This window comes from Novosphingobium sp. PASSN1 (genome assembly GCF_002278815.1).
The window spans coordinates 537,745-554,068 of the sequence record NZ_NKIS01000002.1 but is presented as its reverse complement, the minus strand read 5'-3'; the positions used below and the strand labels follow the sequence as shown (position 1 = coordinate 554,068).

Genomic DNA, 16,324 nt, shown 5'->3' with positions numbered 1-16,324 from the left:
TCAACGCGGTGCCATGCGGATAGCACCGTCGATGCGGACGTCTTCGCCGTTGAAATATCCGCATTCGATCATGGTCATGGCGACCTGCGCAAACTCGTGTGGATGGCCGAGGCGTTTCGGGAATGGAACCGACGCAGCAAGCCCATCTTTCACAGCCTGAGGCGCGCCGTTCATCAATGGCGTGTTAAAGATGCCAGGCAGAATCGTGTTGATGCGAATGCCTTCGCTCATCAGGTCGCGTGCGATTGGCAAGGTCATGCCGACGACGCCGCCCTTTGATGCGGAATAGGCTGCTTGGCCCATCTGGCCGTCTTCAGCAGCCACTGAAGCGGTATTCACCATCGCGCCGCGTTCGCCATCTTCCATTGGCTCAAGCGTCAACATGCCAGCCGCCGACTTGGCGATGCAGCGGAACGTGCCGACCAAGTTGATCTGGATGATACGGTCAAATGCATCGAGCGGGAAATGCTTGATCGATCCGTCTTCCTTCGAACGGCTTGCAGTCTTTGCCGCGTTACCCGTGCCGGCACAGTTGACCAAAATGCGTTCCTGACCATGCGCAGCACGCGCCTTGGCGAAACCGGCATCGACGCTTTCATCGCTGGTGACGTTCACGTTGCAGAATATACCGCCGATTTCGGCAGCGACCGCTTCCCCCTTGTCCGCCTGCATATCAAAGATGGCGACCTTCACACCTTTTGCGGCCAGCGCGCGGGCGGTTGCCTCACCAAGGCCAGATGCGCCGCCGGTGACGACCGCTGCGACTGTTGAATCCAGTTTCATAAATACTCCTGATCGTTTTAACCGTCATGCTGAACTTGTTTCAGCATCTTACTTTTTGACGGTGGAAATTAAGACCCTGAAATGAAATGACCAGCGGTCAAACAAGTTCAGGGTGACGGTAATGAATGGCTAATGACTATACCCGCTCGATGATCGTGACGTTGGCCTGACCGCCGCCTTCACACATCGTCTGCAAACCATATTTGCCGCCACGGGCTTCAAGCGCATTCAGCAATGTCGCCATCAGCTTCGTGCCCGATGCGCCGAGCGGATGGCCCAATGCGATCGCGCCGCCATGAACGTTGATTTTCGAACGATCACCGCCGGTATGCTTCAACCAAGCCAGTGGCACAGGAGCGAACGCTTCGTTCACTTCATACAGGTCAATGTCCGACATTTTCATACCCGAACGCTGGAACGCACGGTCGGTTGCGAACAAGGGCTCTTCCAACATGATCACCGGATCGCCAGCGGTCACGGTCAAATTGACAATGCGCGCGCGCGGGGTGAGGCCATGTTCTTTCAGCGCCTTTTCAGACACGATCAGAACGGCCGAAGCACCGTCACAGATCTGGCTGGCATTCGCAGCCGTGATAGAGCCACCTTCTTGAAGCAACTTGACGCCGGACAGGCTTTCAAATGTCGCGTCATAGCGAATGCCTTCGTCGCTATTGTGGACGATCTTGCCTTCTGGCGTATCAACTTCGATGCCGACGATTTCATTGGAAAAGACACCATTTTGCGTCGCGGCGATAGCTTTTTGGTGCGATTCCAGTGCGAACTGGTCAAGGTCTTCGCGGGAAAAACCATATTTCTTCACGAGCATCTCTGCGCCCATGAACTGGCTGAACATGATGCCGGGATAGGCTTCTTCCAACCGTGGGCTCTTATAGGTGCCCATGCCTTCTTTCTTGAACAGCATCGACGTTGAACCCATGGGGACACGCGTCATGCTTTCAATACCGGCCGCCAACACAATATCCTGTGTGCCCGACATCACGCCTTGCGCCGCGAACATCATCGATTGCTGCGATGATCCGCACTGGCGGTCAATGCTGACCGATGGGATGGAATTGGGCAGACGTGAAGCCAGAACGATATTGCGACCGACATCGCCGGCTTGTTCGCCACCTTGCATGACGCAGCCCATGATGACGTCTTCGATCGCCGCTGGATCGAAATCGTTACGGTCGGCAATGGAATCGAGCACGGCAGCGCCCAAATCGACGGGATGAACGCCCGCAAGATTACCACCGCGGCGGCCACCAGCGGTACGGACCACATCCACAATATACGCGTCTGCCATATTCTATCTCCTGTTGTTCCGAATTTAATCAGACGACTAAACTTTGGAAGGGGAGAGTCAAGTACGATTGGCTGTGGCTCAATCAATCGTCACCCTGAACTTGTTTCAGGGTCTTACTTCGTGCGTTCCAAAGTAAGATGCTGAAACAAGTTCAGCATGACGACGCGTGGAATATAGACTTTAAGACGCTTCGCGGGCGATCGTGATCACTTGCGGATAGGTGAACTCAAGCAAACCTTCTTCACCCAATTCAGCGCCAAAACCGGACTGCTTATGTCCAGCAAATGGTGCATTGGAGGCAAGGTGCATGGATTCGTTGATCCACACTGTTCCGGTTTCCAATTGCTCGGCCACTTCGACCGCCGCCTCTGGATTGCTGGTCCAGATCGAACCGGCAAGACCGTAATCCGACGCATTGGCGCGGCTGATGACTTCGTTGATGGTCGAAAACTTCATCAATGGCATCACGGGACCGAACTGTTCTTCGGCAACAATCCGCGCATCTTCGGGCGGGTTGTCCAGAACGGTTACGGGCACAAAATAGCCGGGGATTGATGGGTCATGATCGCCACCTGCAAGGAACTTATAGCCCTTGTCCTTGGCGTCCTGAATCAGTTCAAGCACGCGCTTATACTGCGGCTTGTTCTGAATGGGGCCAATTGCCGTGCCTTGTTCGGCGCCGTCGCCAACCTTGACCGCTTTGGCATAAGCCGCAATCGCGCTCGACAATTCGTCGTAAATATCTTCGTGAATGTAGATACGCTTGGCCGCGATGCAGACTTGGCCTGCATTGTAGAAGCTTGCCCAAAACAGCTTTTCAGCCACCTTGCCAACGTCGGCATCCGGCAAAACAATCGCAGCGTCATTGCCGCCCAGTTCAAGCGTAATGCGCTTAAGGTCCTTCGACGCCGATTCCATCACGCGCTTGCCCGTGGCGGTCGAACCTGTGAAGGTAATCTTGTCGATATCAGGGTGCGAGGTCAGCAATGGGCCCAACGCGTCGCCACCGGTGATGATGTTCAAAACGCCGGGTGGGAATACGCCCGCCACCAGTTCAGCAAGGCGCAAGGTCGCCAGCGGCGTGAATGGCGAAGGCTTCAGCACCATCGTGCAGCCCGACAATAGCGCTGGAACAATTTTCTGGATCGCCATCAACACCGGGAAATTCCATGGCACGATGCCACCAACTACGCCAACGGGAACGCGGCGCGTGCGGCTAAGGCGCTTGTCGCTGTCTTCCGTAATTTTCTCTTCAAGGTTCAACATCGGCAACGCGCGCGTCATGCCAACGCAGCCTGCAATCTCGCTGCCAGCCTGCATATGTGGCTTCCCTTGCTCAGACGTCAGCAAACGCATCAGCTCGTCGCTGTTCGCTTTGATGACATCGGCCATTTTGGCGAACAAAGCGCGGCGTTCTTCAACGCTCGTTTTCTTCCAAGTCTGGAACGCGGCGCGTGCGGCGGCAACGGCCTTGTCCAAATCTGCCTGACCGCAATCGGGCACTTGGCCAATGACCTGCTCGGTCGCGGGGTTTACGACATCAATCCATTTGCCGTTATCAACCAGTTCGCCGTTGATCAGATTTTTATACTGCGTGGTCATTAGAGTATCCTCTTTCGTTCAAGCTGCCACAAATCGCAGCGGTAAAGTTTTGGGGCCGCCCACAAACGTCGATTGCGATCGTTTTGGTTCGCCAGCCAGTTCAACCGAATCTACACGGTCAAGCAGTTCCTCGAATAATATCTTCATCTCTAGCCGCGCCAGATGCAAGCCCAGACATTGATGCGCGCCGGATCCAAAGGAAATATGCCGGTTGGGACTGCGTCCCGCATCAAACCGTTCCGGGTCAGGGAACACGGACTCGTCATAATTGCCCGAGACATAGCACAGCATCAACCAATCGCCCGCTTTCATCGGTACGCCGCCTACTTCTGTGTCAGCGCCGACCGTACGCATGAAGTGCTGAACCGGTGTGGTCCAGCGTATTGCTTCTTCAATCAGACCTGGAAGTAAGGAACGATCTGCCTTCACTTTCGCAAACTGCGCCGGGTCCTGCGCCAAGGCCCACATCGCGCCAGCCGTCGACGCCGAGGTCGTGTCATGCCCTGCGGTCGCAACGATCGTGTAATAGCCCGCGCTTTCATAGTCAGGGATAGGCATGCCATCGATGGTTCCGGTGGCGATAATCGTTGCCAGATCGTTGCGCGGATTATCGCGGCGGTCTTTTGCCAACGCTTCAAAATAGGCGTTAAAATCAGCGACCGTCTGCGCCATAAGCTCGGTCGCTTCTTGCGGCGAGATATTGGCCGCGCGCATCCGGTTCAAATCCGGATCCTGCCCGCCGAACAATTCCTGCGTCAGCTTCAGCATCAACAGCTCGTCGCTCTCTGGAACGCCAAGCAATTCCATCACGACATGCAAGGGATACATCGCCGCCACGTCGCGCGCAAAATCACATGTTCCGTCCATAGACAACATCTTGTCGATGGCCGATTTCGCGATCGCCCGAATATTGCTTTCTATCGTCTTGAGGTTTGCCGGCATGAACCAATCCTGCGTCAGCCGCCGGTATTTGGGATGCTCAGGCGCATCCATTTGTACCAACGACTTCACCAGATGCGGGCTGCCCTTCATCAAATGCGCCACAAACATTTCGGCCATTAAAGGCGCAACGACGACCGTCGCGGGGTTATTCAAAAAGGTCGCATTGTCCTTGCTGATCTTCAATAAGTCCGCATGCCGGGTGATGACCCAAAACGGTCGATAGCCCGGTATCTCAGCAACTGCGACGGGGGAATCCCGACGAAGTGTGGCGAACGTATCCAGCAACGCACGCCAGTTCCCGTATACAACCGGGTCGACGATATGCGCCGCAAGCTCCGGTGCAATCTTGGGAATGGCGGTCATGCTTTTTGCTTTGCCCAATATTCATCGCGCAGCAGGCGCTTGTATAATTTGCCGGTATCGTGGCGGGGAAGCTCCTCGCGAAAATCGATGCGGCGCGGAATTTTAACACCGGACAGCTTTTCGCGCGCATAAGCGGTAAGTTCGTCACGCAAGTCATCGCCGACGTCTGCCATATCGAGCGGCTGGACCACGGCGATAACCTCTTCGCCCATTTCGTAATGTGGGCCACCGATAACCGCAACATCACGGACGCGCGGGTGGGTCACCAGATGGTTTTCAATCTCCTGCGGATAGATATTCACCCCGCCCGAAATGATCATGAAGCTTTTGCGGTCTGTCAGGTAGAGATAGCCCTCTTCATCTAACCGGCCGACGTCGCCAAGCGTTGTCCAACCATGCTTGTTGGTCGCGCCTTTGGTTTTTTCCGGATCATTGTGATAGCTGAAAGACGCAGAGCTTTCGAAGAACACGGTGCCTTCCTCGCCCACGGGAACATCATCCCCGTCTTCGTCGCATATATGCATGATGGCGTTCAATGGCCGTCCAACCGAGCCCCTGTGCGTCAGCCATTCTTCGCTGGAGATAAACGTTATCCCCTGACCTTCAGTCCCGGCATAATATTCGCGGATGACCGGGCCCCACCAATTTATCATCGCTTCCTTTATGGGAACAGGGCACGGCGCGGCAGCGTGAACCGCGGTATCAAGGTTCGACACATCATATGCGTTGCGGACCTCTTCGGGCAGCTTCAACATGCGCGCAAAATGCGTTGGCACCCATTGGCTGGCGCTGATCTTATACTTTTGAATGGCCGCGAGCGCCGCTTCGGGGTCGAACTTCTCCATGACAACCACGGTGCCACCCAGCCGATGGACCGCCGTACACCAACGCAGCGGTGCCGCATGGTACAGCGGCGCTGGCGACAAATAGATGCTGTCGCCCGAAAATTTAAACGCCATCGCGGCAAGGCCTGACAATGCATTTGGTCCCGCAATGTCCGGATCATCGGGCAAGGGGAAACGCACGCCCTTGGGCTGACCAGTCGTCCCTGAACTGTACAACATGTCGGTGCCAGCACGTTCGTCTGCGATGGGCGAAGTCGGCATGCCCGCAACTGCGGCTGCATAATTTTCCCAGCCGGCATGTTCCCCGCCGAGAATGAACCGCTTTACAGGACTTTGAAGTTGATCAAGCGTCGCACCCAAATAGGGGGAAGCAAACAGCGCCTTTGACCCGCTATCGTTCAAGATATAGTCGACTTCCGATGCCGTCAGACGGCAACTGATCGCGACATAAATCAGCCCCGCGCGTTGCGCACCCCAGACAAGGTCGAAAAACTCGGCGCGGTTTTCCAAACAGAACGCGACCGTGTCGCCATGTTGAAGCCCCAGGCTGCGGAACAGATGCGCGCACTGGTTGGAACGTTCATCAAGCTGCTTGTACGTTATCGTCTCGCCCGATCCCGCCATGATGACAGCAGGTTTATCGGGAAAAGCCTGTGCGTGAACGGCGGGGTGGCCCATATTATTCGCCTTGCCAGTTAGGTTTGCGTTTTTCGGCAAATGCCGTTGCGCCCTCTCGTGCATCTTTCGACATTAGAACGGGGCCGGCGATTTCACTCTGCTTCTTCCACATTTCCGAAGACTTCCAATCCGGCCGCTCATTGATCACACGCTTGGTCGCAATCAGCGCGAGCGGGCCGTTCGCTGCGACCTTAGCCGCAAGCTCAAGCGCGGCATCAATGGCAGCGCCATCGGTGATGCGATTGACAAAGCCCATCTCATAGGCCCGCTGTGCCGAGATAAAGTCACCCGTCAGCGCGAGTTCCATCGCCATGCGCTTGCCGATAATCGACGGCAAGGTGAGCAAGCCGCCAGCCGCCGCAACAAGGCTGCGCTTGACCTCAGGTATGCCGAACTGCGCCTTGTCATTCGCCACCAACAAATCGCACGCAATGGCGATTTCCATACCACCCGCCAGTGCATAGCCCTCAACCGCGCCAATCAATGGCTTTGCAGGGGGGGATTCGATGAACCCCGCAAAACCCTTGCCCTTAACACTTGGCAACTCGCCACGCAGAAAGGCCTTCAGGTCCATGCCAGAGCAGAATGTGCCGCCAGCGCCCGTGATGATACCCGCGTTCAGGTTCTTGTCGCCGTCAAGCTGCTCCATGGCCGCAGCGATGCCTTGCGCGACCGCTTGGTTGACGGCGTTCTTGGCCTCAGGCCGGTTGATGGTGATGATCAGAACGCCGTCCTGCGCTTGGGTTAGGACTTCAGACATTGCACTCTCCTAAACAAAAACCTTAACCCTGAGCAGCAGCGGTGTAACAGCCGCAGCTCAGGGCTACGGTATTCAATATCGCTCACCGCCCCTTGGGCAAACCAAGCACATGTTCGCCGATGATATTCTTTTGGATCTGGCTGGTGCCCCCGCCGATGGTGGCGGAAAAACTGTTCAGGTAAGACCGGTGCCAATAGCCGTCATCGACCGCATTTTCGTCACCCACATAATAGCCCGCCCGCGTTCCCTGAAACTGGAGCGAGAATTCGGTGAGCTCGCGGACCAGTTCGGTACGCGCCAGCTTGTTCATGAGCGCAAGGCCCATGGGACGGTCACTGGTCAGCGGCGCCATACGGCGGCGTTGGTTGTTGAGGTTCAGCGCCTGAATTTCGATCATATAATCGACCAGCCTGTCGCGCATAACGGGATCGTCGAGCACGGGCTTGCCGCCGCGCTTGGCCGAACGCGCCATATCGACGACGCCCATAACGTCCATTTCCTTGACGAAATAACCGCCGACCGGGTTGACCTTCGCGCCGCGCTCATACTCAAGCGTTTTCATCGCGACCATCCAGCCCTGCCCTTCTTCGCCGACGAGGCCTGACGCTGGAATGCGGGCATCGGTGAAGAAGCATTGGGTAAAGCCATATTCGCCCGTCAATTTCTTCAGGCGCCGCGTTTCAACGCCGGGAATCTTCATCGGCGCGAGGAAGAACGAAAGCCCTGCATATTTGCTTGGCCCGTCATTCGATGTCCGCGCGAGCAGGATCATATAATCGGCGCGGTCGCCCAATGATGTCCAGATCTTCGAACCGTTGATGACATATTCATCACCATCGCGCACAGCCTTGGTCTGCGCACTGCCAAGGTCGGAACCATGCTCTGGTTCCGAAAAGCCCTGACACCAGATTTCTTCCGCCGAGAGCATCGGCTTAATGAAGCGGCGCTTGTCCTCTTCCCGGCCAATGTCGAGCAGCAATGGACCCGTCCAACCGTTCGCAATCGCGTTCAGCATGATCGGCGCGTCATGGCTTTTCATGACGCGTGTGGCGATCCGTTGATATTCGGGGTGCACGCCATAGCCGCCATATTCGGTGGGCCAGGACATGCCGAAATAGCCCGCCTCATAAACCTTGCGCTGCCAGTCGCGCAGGAAATCAAACTGCTGATCGGTGGAAACTTCCATGAAGGTCAGCGGCAACATAAAGCCCGGATCGCGGACCGTGTTTTCGGCGAACCACGCATCGCACTGCTTTTCGAAATCCGCTAATTCTTGGGGACTTGGGTTGCTCATGGCTGATTCCTCTCTCGCCTATTTAATTGCGCGATTAAAGAGGTGATTGCAACACCGAAATCCTGCCTGTTCGCGGACGACTTAGCCCTTCTTGAACGGGGCCATTTCGCCCAGAAACTCTATCTGGCGCTCCATCGCCTGGCTTTCGCGGGCAAGGAAATCGGCAACGGCGGAACGAAAGCCTGCATTGGCGATATAATGTGCCGAATATGTCGGGACAGCCTCATATCCGCGTGCGAGCTTATGCTCACCCTGCGCGCCCGCTTCAACGCGGGGCAAGCCGTGCGCGATCGCATAATCGATGGCCTGATAATAACATAATTCAAAATGCAGAAACGGCACCTCGCGGGTGCAGCCCCAATAACGACCATAGAGGCAATCCGGGCTGACAAGGTTTAGTGCGCCGGCAATCGGCCGGTCGCCATCATAAGCGAGGAAAAGGACAATGCTGTCCTGCATGCTTTCGCCGATAAGGTCGAAAAACGCGCGCGTCAGATAAGGCTGCCCCCATTTGCGCGCACCGGTGTCTTGGTAAAATACCCAAAAGGCATCCCAGTGATCAGGCGTGATGTCCGCGCCGCGGATTTGCGCAATGCGCACGGCGGATTGCGCAGCCGCACGTTCCTTGCGAATGGCCTTGCGCTTGCGTGACGACAATGCGGAAAGGAAATCGTCAAAGTCTGCATAATCGCGGTTTTGCCAATGAAATTGCGTGCCCATGCGTGTCAGCCACCCCGCCGCACGAAACGCATCCAACTCGCCCTCTTCGACAAAAGTTGCGTGCGCAGACGACAGGCCATTCTGGTCCACGACCGCTTCGGCGGCGGCCAATATCGCTGGCGCAAGCGCTGGATCGCGCAACAACAATCGCGGCCCGGGCACTGGCGAGAACGGCGCCGCAATCTGCAACTTGGGATAATATTGCCCGCCTGCCCGTTCAAACGCATCCGCCCAATGATGGTCGAACACATATTCGCCCTGGCTGTGGCTCTTGAGGTACGCGGGAAGCGCAGCGGCGGGAATGCCGTCCGCGTCGCGGATCATGATCGGCGCAGGCGACCAGCCCGTGCCGGAGGCCACACTGCCCGATTCCTCCAACGCTGCCAAAAACGCGTGGGCAACAAACGGATTGCCGCGCGGGTTCAGCGCATCCCACTGGTCGGCAGGAATCTCGCTGACCTTGCTTAAGAGTTCGGCGGTGACGCCGTCGGTCATTAAGCCGCGCGAACCTTTACCACACAGTCGATTTCGACCGTTGCATCGCGTGGCAATACAGGAACCGAGACGGCCGCACGTGCGTGCTTGCCTGCGTCGCCGAACACCGCTTCCATCAGGTCCGATGCGCCATTGGCGGCTTCGGGTTGTTCGGTAAAGTCAGGGGTCGACGCGACAAATACGCCAAGTTTGACGATTCGCTCAACGCGGTCGAGGTCGCCGCCGAGCGCTGCCTTCATCTGCGCAATCAGCATGATTCCGCACTGCTTGGCGGCGGCCTTACCATCTTCAAGACTGCGCGTATCGCCGACTTTGCCGGTGACAACCTTGCCATCGACAAAGGGCAACTGACCCGAAATGAACAGCATTCCGTTTGCTTCGACTGCGGGCACATAAGATGCGACCGGCGCGGCGGGTGCAGGGAGGGTAATGCCGAGTTCGGCCAATTTTGCTTCTATCATGATGCTACCTTTTCCAATGTGGGCGCTGACGCATTCGCAACCAGCCGTTCCCTAATCCAAACTTCCGCGTCGGCCCAACGATCCAACCGCGCATGCGCTGATTTCGAAGGCTTCACGCGGTCCCACAACAACGGCTCACCGACAAAATGCAGCCGCCAGACATCGGGATACTGCTCACCAACGGAGTCATGCTGGTGCCCAAGATCGTCGACGAATACGGCAACGCTGGGTTTATATTCGTCCAAAATCCGGCCAAGTGCCTCGCCCTTGCCGCCTTGGTTGCAATAGACTGGCGCGTCGATGCCAACGGCCTTCAACTGCTCGGTCCTTGGCACTGCGCGGTGGTCGAGCAAATTGGTGAGGATAACAACATCGGCATGTTCGCGCAGCCGGTTGAGGCTCTCAACCGCACCATCAATCGCTTGCTGGCGGTGCATTTCGGTATCGAAAAACCCGTTGAGCAATTCCCACACCTGACCGCGCTCAACCACCGTGCCATCATGCTTGTGGCGCAATGCCTCGCCCCAATCGCCGTGGACGAGGTCAAAATGAATATGATGCGCGTCGTCCAGCCAATCGCGGAAGGGCACGATCATGTGCAACAGCACCTCGTCGCAATCGGAAATTAGCAATGGCCTACTCATGCTTCTAACTCCTGCCGTGCCTGTACAAGTAATGCCGGTGAAACCCCGATGACCGCAGCACAAGCGATGAGGTCAGGCTCATAAGCCTCAAGAAAGGATAATATCGCGGCTTGCGTGCCGCGTTCGGTGATGGAACTGCGCAACCCTTCGGGTGTCAGGCCGGTCAGCGACAAAAGCCGCTCCGCCCTTGATTCTTCCATCAACGCCCAAGCCAAAGCCTGAAACGCCATACCCGATGCGTCTAACTTGCCGTTTGTTTCATGCATGGCTTTCGCTTAAGCATGTTTGCAGTCGCCGCACCAGCCCTCTCCCCCACCCGACCGCCCAACGATTTTACGTTATGGGTGGTCGGGTGGGGAAGAGGGATGGCGCCGAAACCGTCGTAAGCCGGACAAGCCAACGGGAAAAGAGCAATAATGTCGAAAAAGGTGATGATCGTTGAGGATAATGAGCTGAACCTCAAGCTATTCACTGACTTGCTGCGCGCGCACCATTTTGTTGTCGAGGGCGTGCGCGACGGGAGGCTGGCGCTAGAACAAGCGCGGACATTTGCGCCGGACCTCATCATCATGGACATTCAACTGCCGCATGTCAGCGGCATCGACCTGATTGAGGCGATGCAAAAGGACGCCGCGCTGTCGGCAATTCCCGTGCTCGCCGTGACCGCTTATGCGGGCAAGGGTGACGAGGACCGGATCATGGCCGCAGGCGCAAAAGGCTATCTGTCGAAGCCTGTGTCGGTGATGAAGTTTCTGGAGGCGGTGCGCGGGATTGTTGGATAATGGAACGCAAACCCGTGCGAGTAATCCGTGAATCAAAAAGGGCGCCCGAAGCGCCCTGATCGATAGCTTATTCAAGCAGCGCGTTGGCTTACTTGATTTTGGCTTCCTTGAACTCGACATGCTTGCGCACGACGGGGTCATATTTACGGAACGTCATCTTTTCAGTGATGTTGCGTGGATTTTTCTTGGTCACGTAGAAGAAACCTGTGTCAGCGGTGCTGAGCAGCTTGATCTTGATCGTGGCTGGCTTCGCCATGGCCCATTCCTTTTGTTCAAATAATGTCGCAAAAAACTGCGCAGGGTTTGGCCGCGCTGTTCACAGACGCGGGCTTTTGCTGGTTTGGCGGGTGAAAGTCAAGCCCGTAACCCCAAATCACGCGTCAAAGCGGGCCAATGCCCCGTGAATCGTCATGCTAAACTGGTTTCAGCATCTTCGTTTTGCCGTACCGTCGATATTGCGGACGCTGAAACGCGTTGAACATGGCCCGCTTTGATTGCCGAAATCATCGCGATTCGCGGCACAGCTCAGTCACCCAGTCACGCAGTCTTTGCTCGAATCGGCTGACGCACGCATCGCATTTTGATAACGACGTGCTAGGGCAGAAAATATGGACGCTGCTTTTACGACATTCCTGTCTGTTTTCTTCGCCGAGATGGGCGACCGGACCCAGATCCTCGCTGCCGTGCTCGCGCTGCGATATCGCAACAACAACGGGATTCTTACAGGGCTCGCCTGTGCCACTTTGCTTAATTGCGGCATTTCGGCAGCAGGCGGATCGGTAATCGATAGCTGGATTAGCGAGCGGTCCGTTCAGATGTTCGCTGGCCTGGCCTATATTTTTGCGGGCGCTGGCATGTTGCTGTGGCGGCGCAATGTCGACCCGTTATCGGGATGGAAAACCCCTGCATTCCTAACCGCCTTCTTGGGTCTGTTTATCTTGGAATTTGGTGACAAGAGCCAGTTCATCATCGCCGCGCAAAGCGCCCGCACGCCTTATTGGGGCATGGCTGCGGTCGGCGGGTTCATTGGTATCATGGCCGCAACGGTGCCCGCGGTCATCCTGCGCGCGCGGCTGGCCCAGATTGTCCCGTTGAAACCCATAAGGTGGGTCTCTGGCGCATTGTTGCTGGGATGGGGCTTTGTACTGGCCACGCAAGCCAATGGCATCGGATGAATGCCGCTACCGCAAGCGCGGGTGCTGTAAATAGCGCGCTCCGTTCCTATATTATGTTCTCCCCCCCCGAATGATGGAGAACTGCCATGGCACATGGAGACAATAGCAAAAAAGCGCTGGGCGATGCGTTGAATGGCCTGCTGGCCGATTATTATGCGCTCTACCTCAAGACCAAGAATTTTCATTGGCATGTGACCGGTCCGCATTTTCGCGAATATCATCTGCTGTTTGATGAACAGGCGACTGAATTGATCGCAACGACCGACCTTGTCGCCGAACGCGTGCGCAAGCTGGGTCAGGACACGCTGACGTCCATTGGCGCGATCGCCGCCAAGCAGCGGATCAATGACCATGATTCGACGTCTACGGATGCACCCAAGATGCTGAAGGAACTGCACGCCGACAATGAGACGCTGATTAAGGCATTGAAAGACGCAAAGGACCTTGCGGATAAAGCCGGCGACAATGCGACTGATGGCCTGCTGGACGACTGGACGGACAAGGCCGAACAGCGCGCATGGTTCCTGGCCGCGACAATCGGCAAGGCATAATAGATACAAAAAAGGCGGGCGAAGCGTTGTGCTTCGCCCGCCTTTTTGAATTTCTAAAGCGCGCTTATTCGGAGAGCGGGCCCAAGTTCGTGGCCGAATATTTGCCGCGACGATCGATTTCGATGTCAAACGCCAAACGGTCGCCCTGAGTCACTTGACCCATGCCCGAACGCTCAAGCGCAGAAATGTGCACAAACACATCTTCGCCGCCATCATCACGCTGCACAAAACCAAAACCCTTCATGTCGTTGAAGAATTTTACGGTTCCATTAGCTCGTTCGCCAGTCGATTCGCGCTGCGGGCCACGTGGTGCCGAATCACGGTCACCACCGCGGAAGCCACCACGGTCATCGCCGCGCGGCGCGCGGTCACGATCAAATGCTGGACGGTCCGGACGCGGTGCGCGCTCGGTCACTTCCATTGGCTCACCATCGATGACGAGGTCCGTTGCCGAAACCTTGCCGCCACGCTCAACGAGCGAGAATTCGAGCGGCTGGCCTTCAGCGAGACCCGTCAGGCCAGCTTGCTCAACCGCGCTGATGTGCACGAACACATCATCGGGACGACCATCGACCTGAATGAAGCCAAAGCCCTTTTGACCATTGAAAAATTTAACAATTCCTTTGCCGGAACCGATGACTTGCGCTGGCATTGGTGGGCCGCCTGGGCCACGCCGTGGTGCGCCGAAGCCACCACCGCCACCACCGCCGCCGCTATTGCCGCCGCCGTAACCGCCACCTGAGCGGGCGCCGCCAAAATCACTTTGATAGGGGGACGGTGCGCGATAACCGTCATAGCTTTCATCACCGAAACCATCTCTTTTGTCCCGGCCTTTGCCAGCACGCTTGCGATCAAAACCCATAACTTCTTGCTTGCCTTCTCATCGCCCTGAACCACTATGTTATGCAGTCGAGGGCGACTGTACTGCACGTCACAAGCGCAGCCGTTGGTGATTGCGCAAGGATTTTGTATATCGCATTAAAAGGTTACGCGATAGCAAATATTGCGGCCGAAAATCGCAGGGCACCCACTGTAGTTTCATTTGCCTTGGACAGTTCGGTGGGGCAAGGGGCTAGCATGAGCGTATTTTTACACGAAGAAGACCTTCCCGCAGGCGTACTGGCCAATGGCCCCGTCGCCGTAGACACCGAAACCATGGGGCTCATCACCCCACGTGACAGGCTGTGCTTGCTGCAGATTTCAGACGGACGCGGCGATGAACATCTTGTGCGTTTTGGCCGCAACAGTGACTTTTCTGCACCAAATTTGCGTGCCGTATTGGCCGATCCAGCTCGTTTAAAGCTGTTCCATTATGCCCGATTCGATTTGGCGGCGATTTCGCATTATTTGAACGTCGTCGCGACACCGTTATTTTGCACCAAAATCGCCTCGCGCCTCGTTCGGACCTACACCGACCGCCACGGGCTGAAGGAACTGGTGAAGGAAATGTTGTCGACAGACATTTCCAAGCAGCAGCAGTCAAGCGACTGGGGCGGCCCCATATTGTCCGAAGCGCAAAAAGATTATGCCGCCAGCGATGTGCGCTATCTGCACCGCCTGCATGCCGAATTTGTCGTGCGGTTGGAACGCGAAGGCCGCACCGACTTGGCACAGGCCTGTTTTGACTTTCTGCCGCATCGTGCGAACCTTGATCTGTCTGGCTGGCCAGAGACCGATATATTCGGGCACAGTTAAGGTTTAATCGGGTTAGAGACATAACATGTCCGCACAGGCCGATCTTGAACGCACCTATCGTCAACGCTGGGCATTGCCCGGCGGACGGCATGACCGCCTTATCCGCGCGATGCGTGTCGTCTTGCCGAGCATCATCGGTTTGCTTATTGCTATATTGGTATTCAGCCCGTTTACCGGCAAACAGGAACTCAGCTTTGTCCTGGACAAAGATGAAGTTAATCTGTCGCGCGAGCGGTTGCGCGTGGTCGAGGCACTGTATCGCGGTGAAGACAGCAAAGGCCGGCCCTTTTCCTTACGCGCGGGTAGCGCTGTCCAGAAGACATCGGCACAACCTGTTCTCGAAATGACATCGCTGTCGGGCCGGATATCGTTGAAGGACGGCCCAGCCTCCATCATCGCACAGCGCGGCAGCTATGACCTTGGCAAGGAAACCATGCGCGTCACCGGTCCCTTGTCTGTTGAATCGCCAGGCTATGAAATGGTTGCCAGCAATGTGGAGCTGTCTTTGAAAGACCGTACGATGCAAAGCTTTGGGCCGGTGAGCGGCCGAACAAAGGTCGGAACCTTCCATGCCGGACGATTGCGCGCCGACCTAGATACGCGCATTGTCCGACTGGATGGCGGCGTTCGTTTGCGTATCGACCAGAATGCGATTAGGTGAGGCCATCATGAGCAAAGCTTCTATCTCCTTTGGATTGGCCGCAGCAGTTGCTGGCATTATGATGCTGTCTTCGGCCTCGGCGCAAAGCATTCGCAACCATGATAGCAACGCACCGGTAGATTTCGCTGCGGGTTCAATGGAGCTGCAGGATCGCGCAGACCGCGTCGTTCTTGCCGGCGGCGTAACTGCAACGCAGGCGGGGCTTACGCTCAAGGCAAATCGCGTGACAGCCGCCTATTCCAACAATGGCGGCGTGGATGTAAATCGTCTGGATGCCACGGGCGGCGTGACCATTACCAAGGATGATCTGCGCGCAACCAGCAGCTCGGCGATATATGATCTGGACTCAAGCCTGATTACACTGATTGGCAATGTGAAACTGGTGCAAGGCAGCAACCGGCTAAACGGCGGCAGGCTTGTCATCGATCTCAATTCAGGCCGCTCAACGATCAATGCTGGTAGCCCAGCCAGTACGACCAATTCGGGTGGCCGTGTTACCGGCACCTTTAGCGTTCCACAGCGCAAAAATTAGGGGGTAGCCCCGAACAGCCTCGAAAACGGGGCAGC

19 protein-coding genes are annotated in these 16,324 nt (G+C 56.4%); 6 read left to right on the top strand and 13 right to left on the bottom strand.

Annotated elements, in window-relative coordinates:
* The 11 genes from CFE35_RS05480 to CFE35_RS05430 all read right to left on the bottom strand — a co-directional run bounded on the left by CFE35_RS05480 (position 1) and on the right by CFE35_RS05430 (position 11,159).
* A complete protein-coding gene (locus CFE35_RS05480) occupies positions 1-783 on the bottom strand; it encodes an SDR family NAD(P)-dependent oxidoreductase (RefSeq protein ID WP_292928722.1) in 783 nt (260 codons plus the stop codon).
* A gap of 136 nt (positions 784-919) precedes the next feature.
* Positions 920-2,089, bottom strand: a complete 1,170-nt coding sequence (locus CFE35_RS05475; protein ID WP_292928720.1) for an acetyl-CoA C-acetyltransferase — start codon at positions 2,087-2,089, stop codon at positions 920-922.
* Between the two features lie 180 nt (positions 2,090-2,269).
* Positions 2,270-3,691 carry an aldehyde dehydrogenase family protein gene (locus tag CFE35_RS05470; RefSeq protein ID WP_292928718.1) on the bottom strand — a complete coding sequence of 474 codons (1,422 nt, stop codon included), beginning with the start codon at positions 3,689-3,691 and terminating at the stop codon, positions 2,270-2,272.
* A gap of 18 nt (positions 3,692-3,709) precedes the next feature.
* Entirely contained in the window at positions 3,710-4,996 is a 1,287-nt protein-coding gene (locus tag CFE35_RS05465) for a cytochrome P450 (RefSeq protein WP_292928716.1), read from the bottom strand.
* Complete coding sequence (locus CFE35_RS05460) at positions 4,993-6,519, bottom strand: acyl-CoA synthetase (RefSeq protein ID WP_292928714.1); 1,527 nt, start codon at positions 6,517-6,519, stop codon at positions 4,993-4,995. The genes CFE35_RS05465 and CFE35_RS05460 overlap by 4 nt, the downstream gene beginning before the upstream one ends.
* Before the next feature lies 1 nt (position 6,520).
* Positions 6,521-7,279, bottom strand: coding sequence for a crotonase/enoyl-CoA hydratase family protein (locus tag CFE35_RS05455; protein WP_292928712.1), 759 nt, complete (start codon positions 7,277-7,279; stop codon positions 6,521-6,523).
* A gap of 82 nt (positions 7,280-7,361) precedes the next feature.
* The gene (locus tag CFE35_RS05450; protein ID WP_292928710.1) at positions 7,362-8,573 is read right to left on the bottom strand and encodes an acyl-CoA dehydrogenase family protein; all 1,212 of its coding nucleotides are present in this window, start codon (positions 8,571-8,573) and stop codon (positions 7,362-7,364) included.
* 81 nt (positions 8,574-8,654) lie between these two features.
* Entirely contained in the window at positions 8,655-9,788 is a 1,134-nt protein-coding gene (locus CFE35_RS05445) for a GNAT family N-acetyltransferase (protein ID WP_292928708.1), read from the bottom strand.
* Positions 9,788-10,252 carry a RidA family protein gene (locus CFE35_RS05440; RefSeq protein WP_292928889.1) on the bottom strand — a complete coding sequence of 155 codons (465 nt, stop codon included), beginning with the start codon at positions 10,250-10,252 and terminating at the stop codon, positions 9,788-9,790. The genes CFE35_RS05445 and CFE35_RS05440 overlap by 1 nt, the downstream gene beginning before the upstream one ends.
* The gene (locus tag CFE35_RS05435) at positions 10,246-10,893 is read right to left on the bottom strand and encodes an HAD family hydrolase (RefSeq protein WP_292928706.1); all 648 of its coding nucleotides are present in this window, start codon (positions 10,891-10,893) and stop codon (positions 10,246-10,248) included. Before CFE35_RS05435 ends, CFE35_RS05440 begins: the two co-directional genes overlap by 7 nt.
* The gene (locus tag CFE35_RS05430; protein WP_292928705.1) at positions 10,890-11,159 is read right to left on the bottom strand and encodes a DUF3572 family protein; all 270 of its coding nucleotides are present in this window, start codon (positions 11,157-11,159) and stop codon (positions 10,890-10,892) included. The genes CFE35_RS05435 and CFE35_RS05430 overlap by 4 nt, the downstream gene beginning before the upstream one ends.
* Before the next feature lie 150 nt (positions 11,160-11,309).
* Here CFE35_RS05430 and CFE35_RS05425 point away from each other — a divergent pair, with 150 nt between their 5' ends.
* A complete protein-coding gene (locus CFE35_RS05425) occupies positions 11,310-11,675 on the top strand; it encodes a response regulator (RefSeq protein WP_292928703.1) in 366 nt (121 codons plus the stop codon).
* Between the two features lie 88 nt (positions 11,676-11,763).
* Here the strand turns inward: CFE35_RS05425 and rpmG are convergent, their stop codons facing one another.
* Positions 11,764-11,931 carry a 50S ribosomal protein L33 gene (gene rpmG, locus CFE35_RS05420; RefSeq protein ID WP_125229418.1) on the bottom strand — a complete coding sequence of 56 codons (168 nt, stop codon included), beginning with the start codon at positions 11,929-11,931 and terminating at the stop codon, positions 11,764-11,766.
* A 352-nt stretch (positions 11,932-12,283) separates the two neighbouring features.
* Between rpmG and CFE35_RS05415 the strand changes: the two genes are divergently transcribed.
* Together CFE35_RS05415 and CFE35_RS05410 are read left to right on the top strand one after the other, a co-directional pair.
* Positions 12,284-12,850, top strand: a complete 567-nt coding sequence (locus CFE35_RS05415) for a TMEM165/GDT1 family protein (protein ID WP_292928695.1) — start codon at positions 12,284-12,286, stop codon at positions 12,848-12,850.
* Positions 12,851-12,936: 86 nt separating this feature from the next.
* A complete protein-coding gene (locus CFE35_RS05410) occupies positions 12,937-13,401 on the top strand; it encodes a DNA starvation/stationary phase protection protein (RefSeq protein ID WP_292928693.1) in 465 nt (154 codons plus the stop codon).
* A 64-nt stretch (positions 13,402-13,465) separates the two neighbouring features.
* Here the strand turns inward: CFE35_RS05410 and CFE35_RS05405 are convergent, their stop codons facing one another.
* Positions 13,466-14,263: a cold-shock protein gene (locus CFE35_RS05405; RefSeq protein ID WP_292928691.1), complete on the bottom strand. Its 798-nt coding sequence runs from the start codon at positions 14,261-14,263 to the stop codon at positions 13,466-13,468.
* A gap of 215 nt (positions 14,264-14,478) precedes the next feature.
* Here CFE35_RS05405 and CFE35_RS05400 point away from each other — a divergent pair, with 215 nt between their 5' ends.
* From CFE35_RS05400 to CFE35_RS05390, 3 genes are read left to right on the top strand one after another with little or no spacing between them, the layout of a single operon-like run.
* Positions 14,479-15,096 carry a ribonuclease D gene (locus CFE35_RS05400; RefSeq protein WP_292928689.1) on the top strand — a complete coding sequence of 206 codons (618 nt, stop codon included), beginning with the start codon at positions 14,479-14,481 and terminating at the stop codon, positions 15,094-15,096.
* A 25-nt stretch (positions 15,097-15,121) separates the two neighbouring features.
* A complete protein-coding gene (locus CFE35_RS05395; protein ID WP_292928687.1) occupies positions 15,122-15,757 on the top strand; it encodes an LPS export ABC transporter periplasmic protein LptC in 636 nt (211 codons plus the stop codon).
* A gap of 7 nt (positions 15,758-15,764) precedes the next feature.
* Positions 15,765-16,289 (top strand): LptA/OstA family protein, encoded by a 525-nt coding sequence (locus CFE35_RS05390; protein WP_292928685.1) that lies wholly within the window; start codon positions 15,765-15,767, stop codon positions 16,287-16,289.
* The last annotated feature ends 35 nt before the right edge of the window (positions 16,290-16,324 follow it).

Coding starts and splice junctions, on each gene's coding strand:
- CFE35_RS05480 (WP_292928722.1), bottom strand. CDS start 783: ATGAAACTGGATTCAACAGTCGCAGCGGTCGTCACCGGCGGCGCATCT.
- CFE35_RS05475 (WP_292928720.1), bottom strand. CDS start 2,089: ATGGCAGACGCGTATATTGTGGATGTGGTCCGTACCGCTGGTGGCCGC.
- CFE35_RS05470 (WP_292928718.1), bottom strand. CDS start 3,691: ATGACCACGCAGTATAAAAATCTGATCAACGGCGAACTGGTTGATAAC.
- CFE35_RS05465 (WP_292928716.1), bottom strand. CDS start 4,996: ATGACCGCCATTCCCAAGATTGCACCGGAGCTTGCGGCGCATATCGTC.
- CFE35_RS05460 (WP_292928714.1), bottom strand. CDS start 6,519: ATGGGCCACCCCGCCGTTCACGCACAGGCTTTTCCCGATAAACCTGCT.
- CFE35_RS05455 (WP_292928712.1), bottom strand. CDS start 7,279: ATGTCTGAAGTCCTAACCCAAGCGCAGGACGGCGTTCTGATCATCACC.
- CFE35_RS05450 (WP_292928710.1), bottom strand. CDS start 8,573: ATGAGCAACCCAAGTCCCCAAGAATTAGCGGATTTCGAAAAGCAGTGC.
- CFE35_RS05445 (WP_292928708.1), bottom strand. CDS start 9,788: ATGACCGACGGCGTCACCGCCGAACTCTTAAGCAAGGTCAGCGAGATT.
- CFE35_RS05435 (WP_292928706.1), bottom strand. CDS start 10,893: ATGAGTAGGCCATTGCTAATTTCCGATTGCGACGAGGTGCTGTTGCAC.
- CFE35_RS05430 (WP_292928705.1), bottom strand. CDS start 11,159: ATGCATGAAACAAACGGCAAGTTAGACGCATCGGGTATGGCGTTTCAG.
- CFE35_RS05425 (WP_292928703.1), top strand. CDS start 11,310: ATGTCGAAAAAGGTGATGATCGTTGAGGATAATGAGCTGAACCTCAAG.
- rpmG (WP_125229418.1), bottom strand. CDS start 11,931: ATGGCGAAGCCAGCCACGATCAAGATCAAGCTGCTCAGCACCGCTGAC.
- CFE35_RS05415 (WP_292928695.1), top strand. CDS start 12,284: ATGGACGCTGCTTTTACGACATTCCTGTCTGTTTTCTTCGCCGAGATG.
- CFE35_RS05410 (WP_292928693.1), top strand. CDS start 12,937: ATGGCACATGGAGACAATAGCAAAAAAGCGCTGGGCGATGCGTTGAAT.
- CFE35_RS05405 (WP_292928691.1), bottom strand. CDS start 14,263: ATGGGTTTTGATCGCAAGCGTGCTGGCAAAGGCCGGGACAAAAGAGAT.
- CFE35_RS05400 (WP_292928689.1), top strand. CDS start 14,479: ATGAGCGTATTTTTACACGAAGAAGACCTTCCCGCAGGCGTACTGGCC.
- CFE35_RS05395 (WP_292928687.1), top strand. CDS start 15,122: ATGTCCGCACAGGCCGATCTTGAACGCACCTATCGTCAACGCTGGGCA.
- CFE35_RS05390 (WP_292928685.1), top strand. CDS start 15,765: ATGAGCAAAGCTTCTATCTCCTTTGGATTGGCCGCAGCAGTTGCTGGC.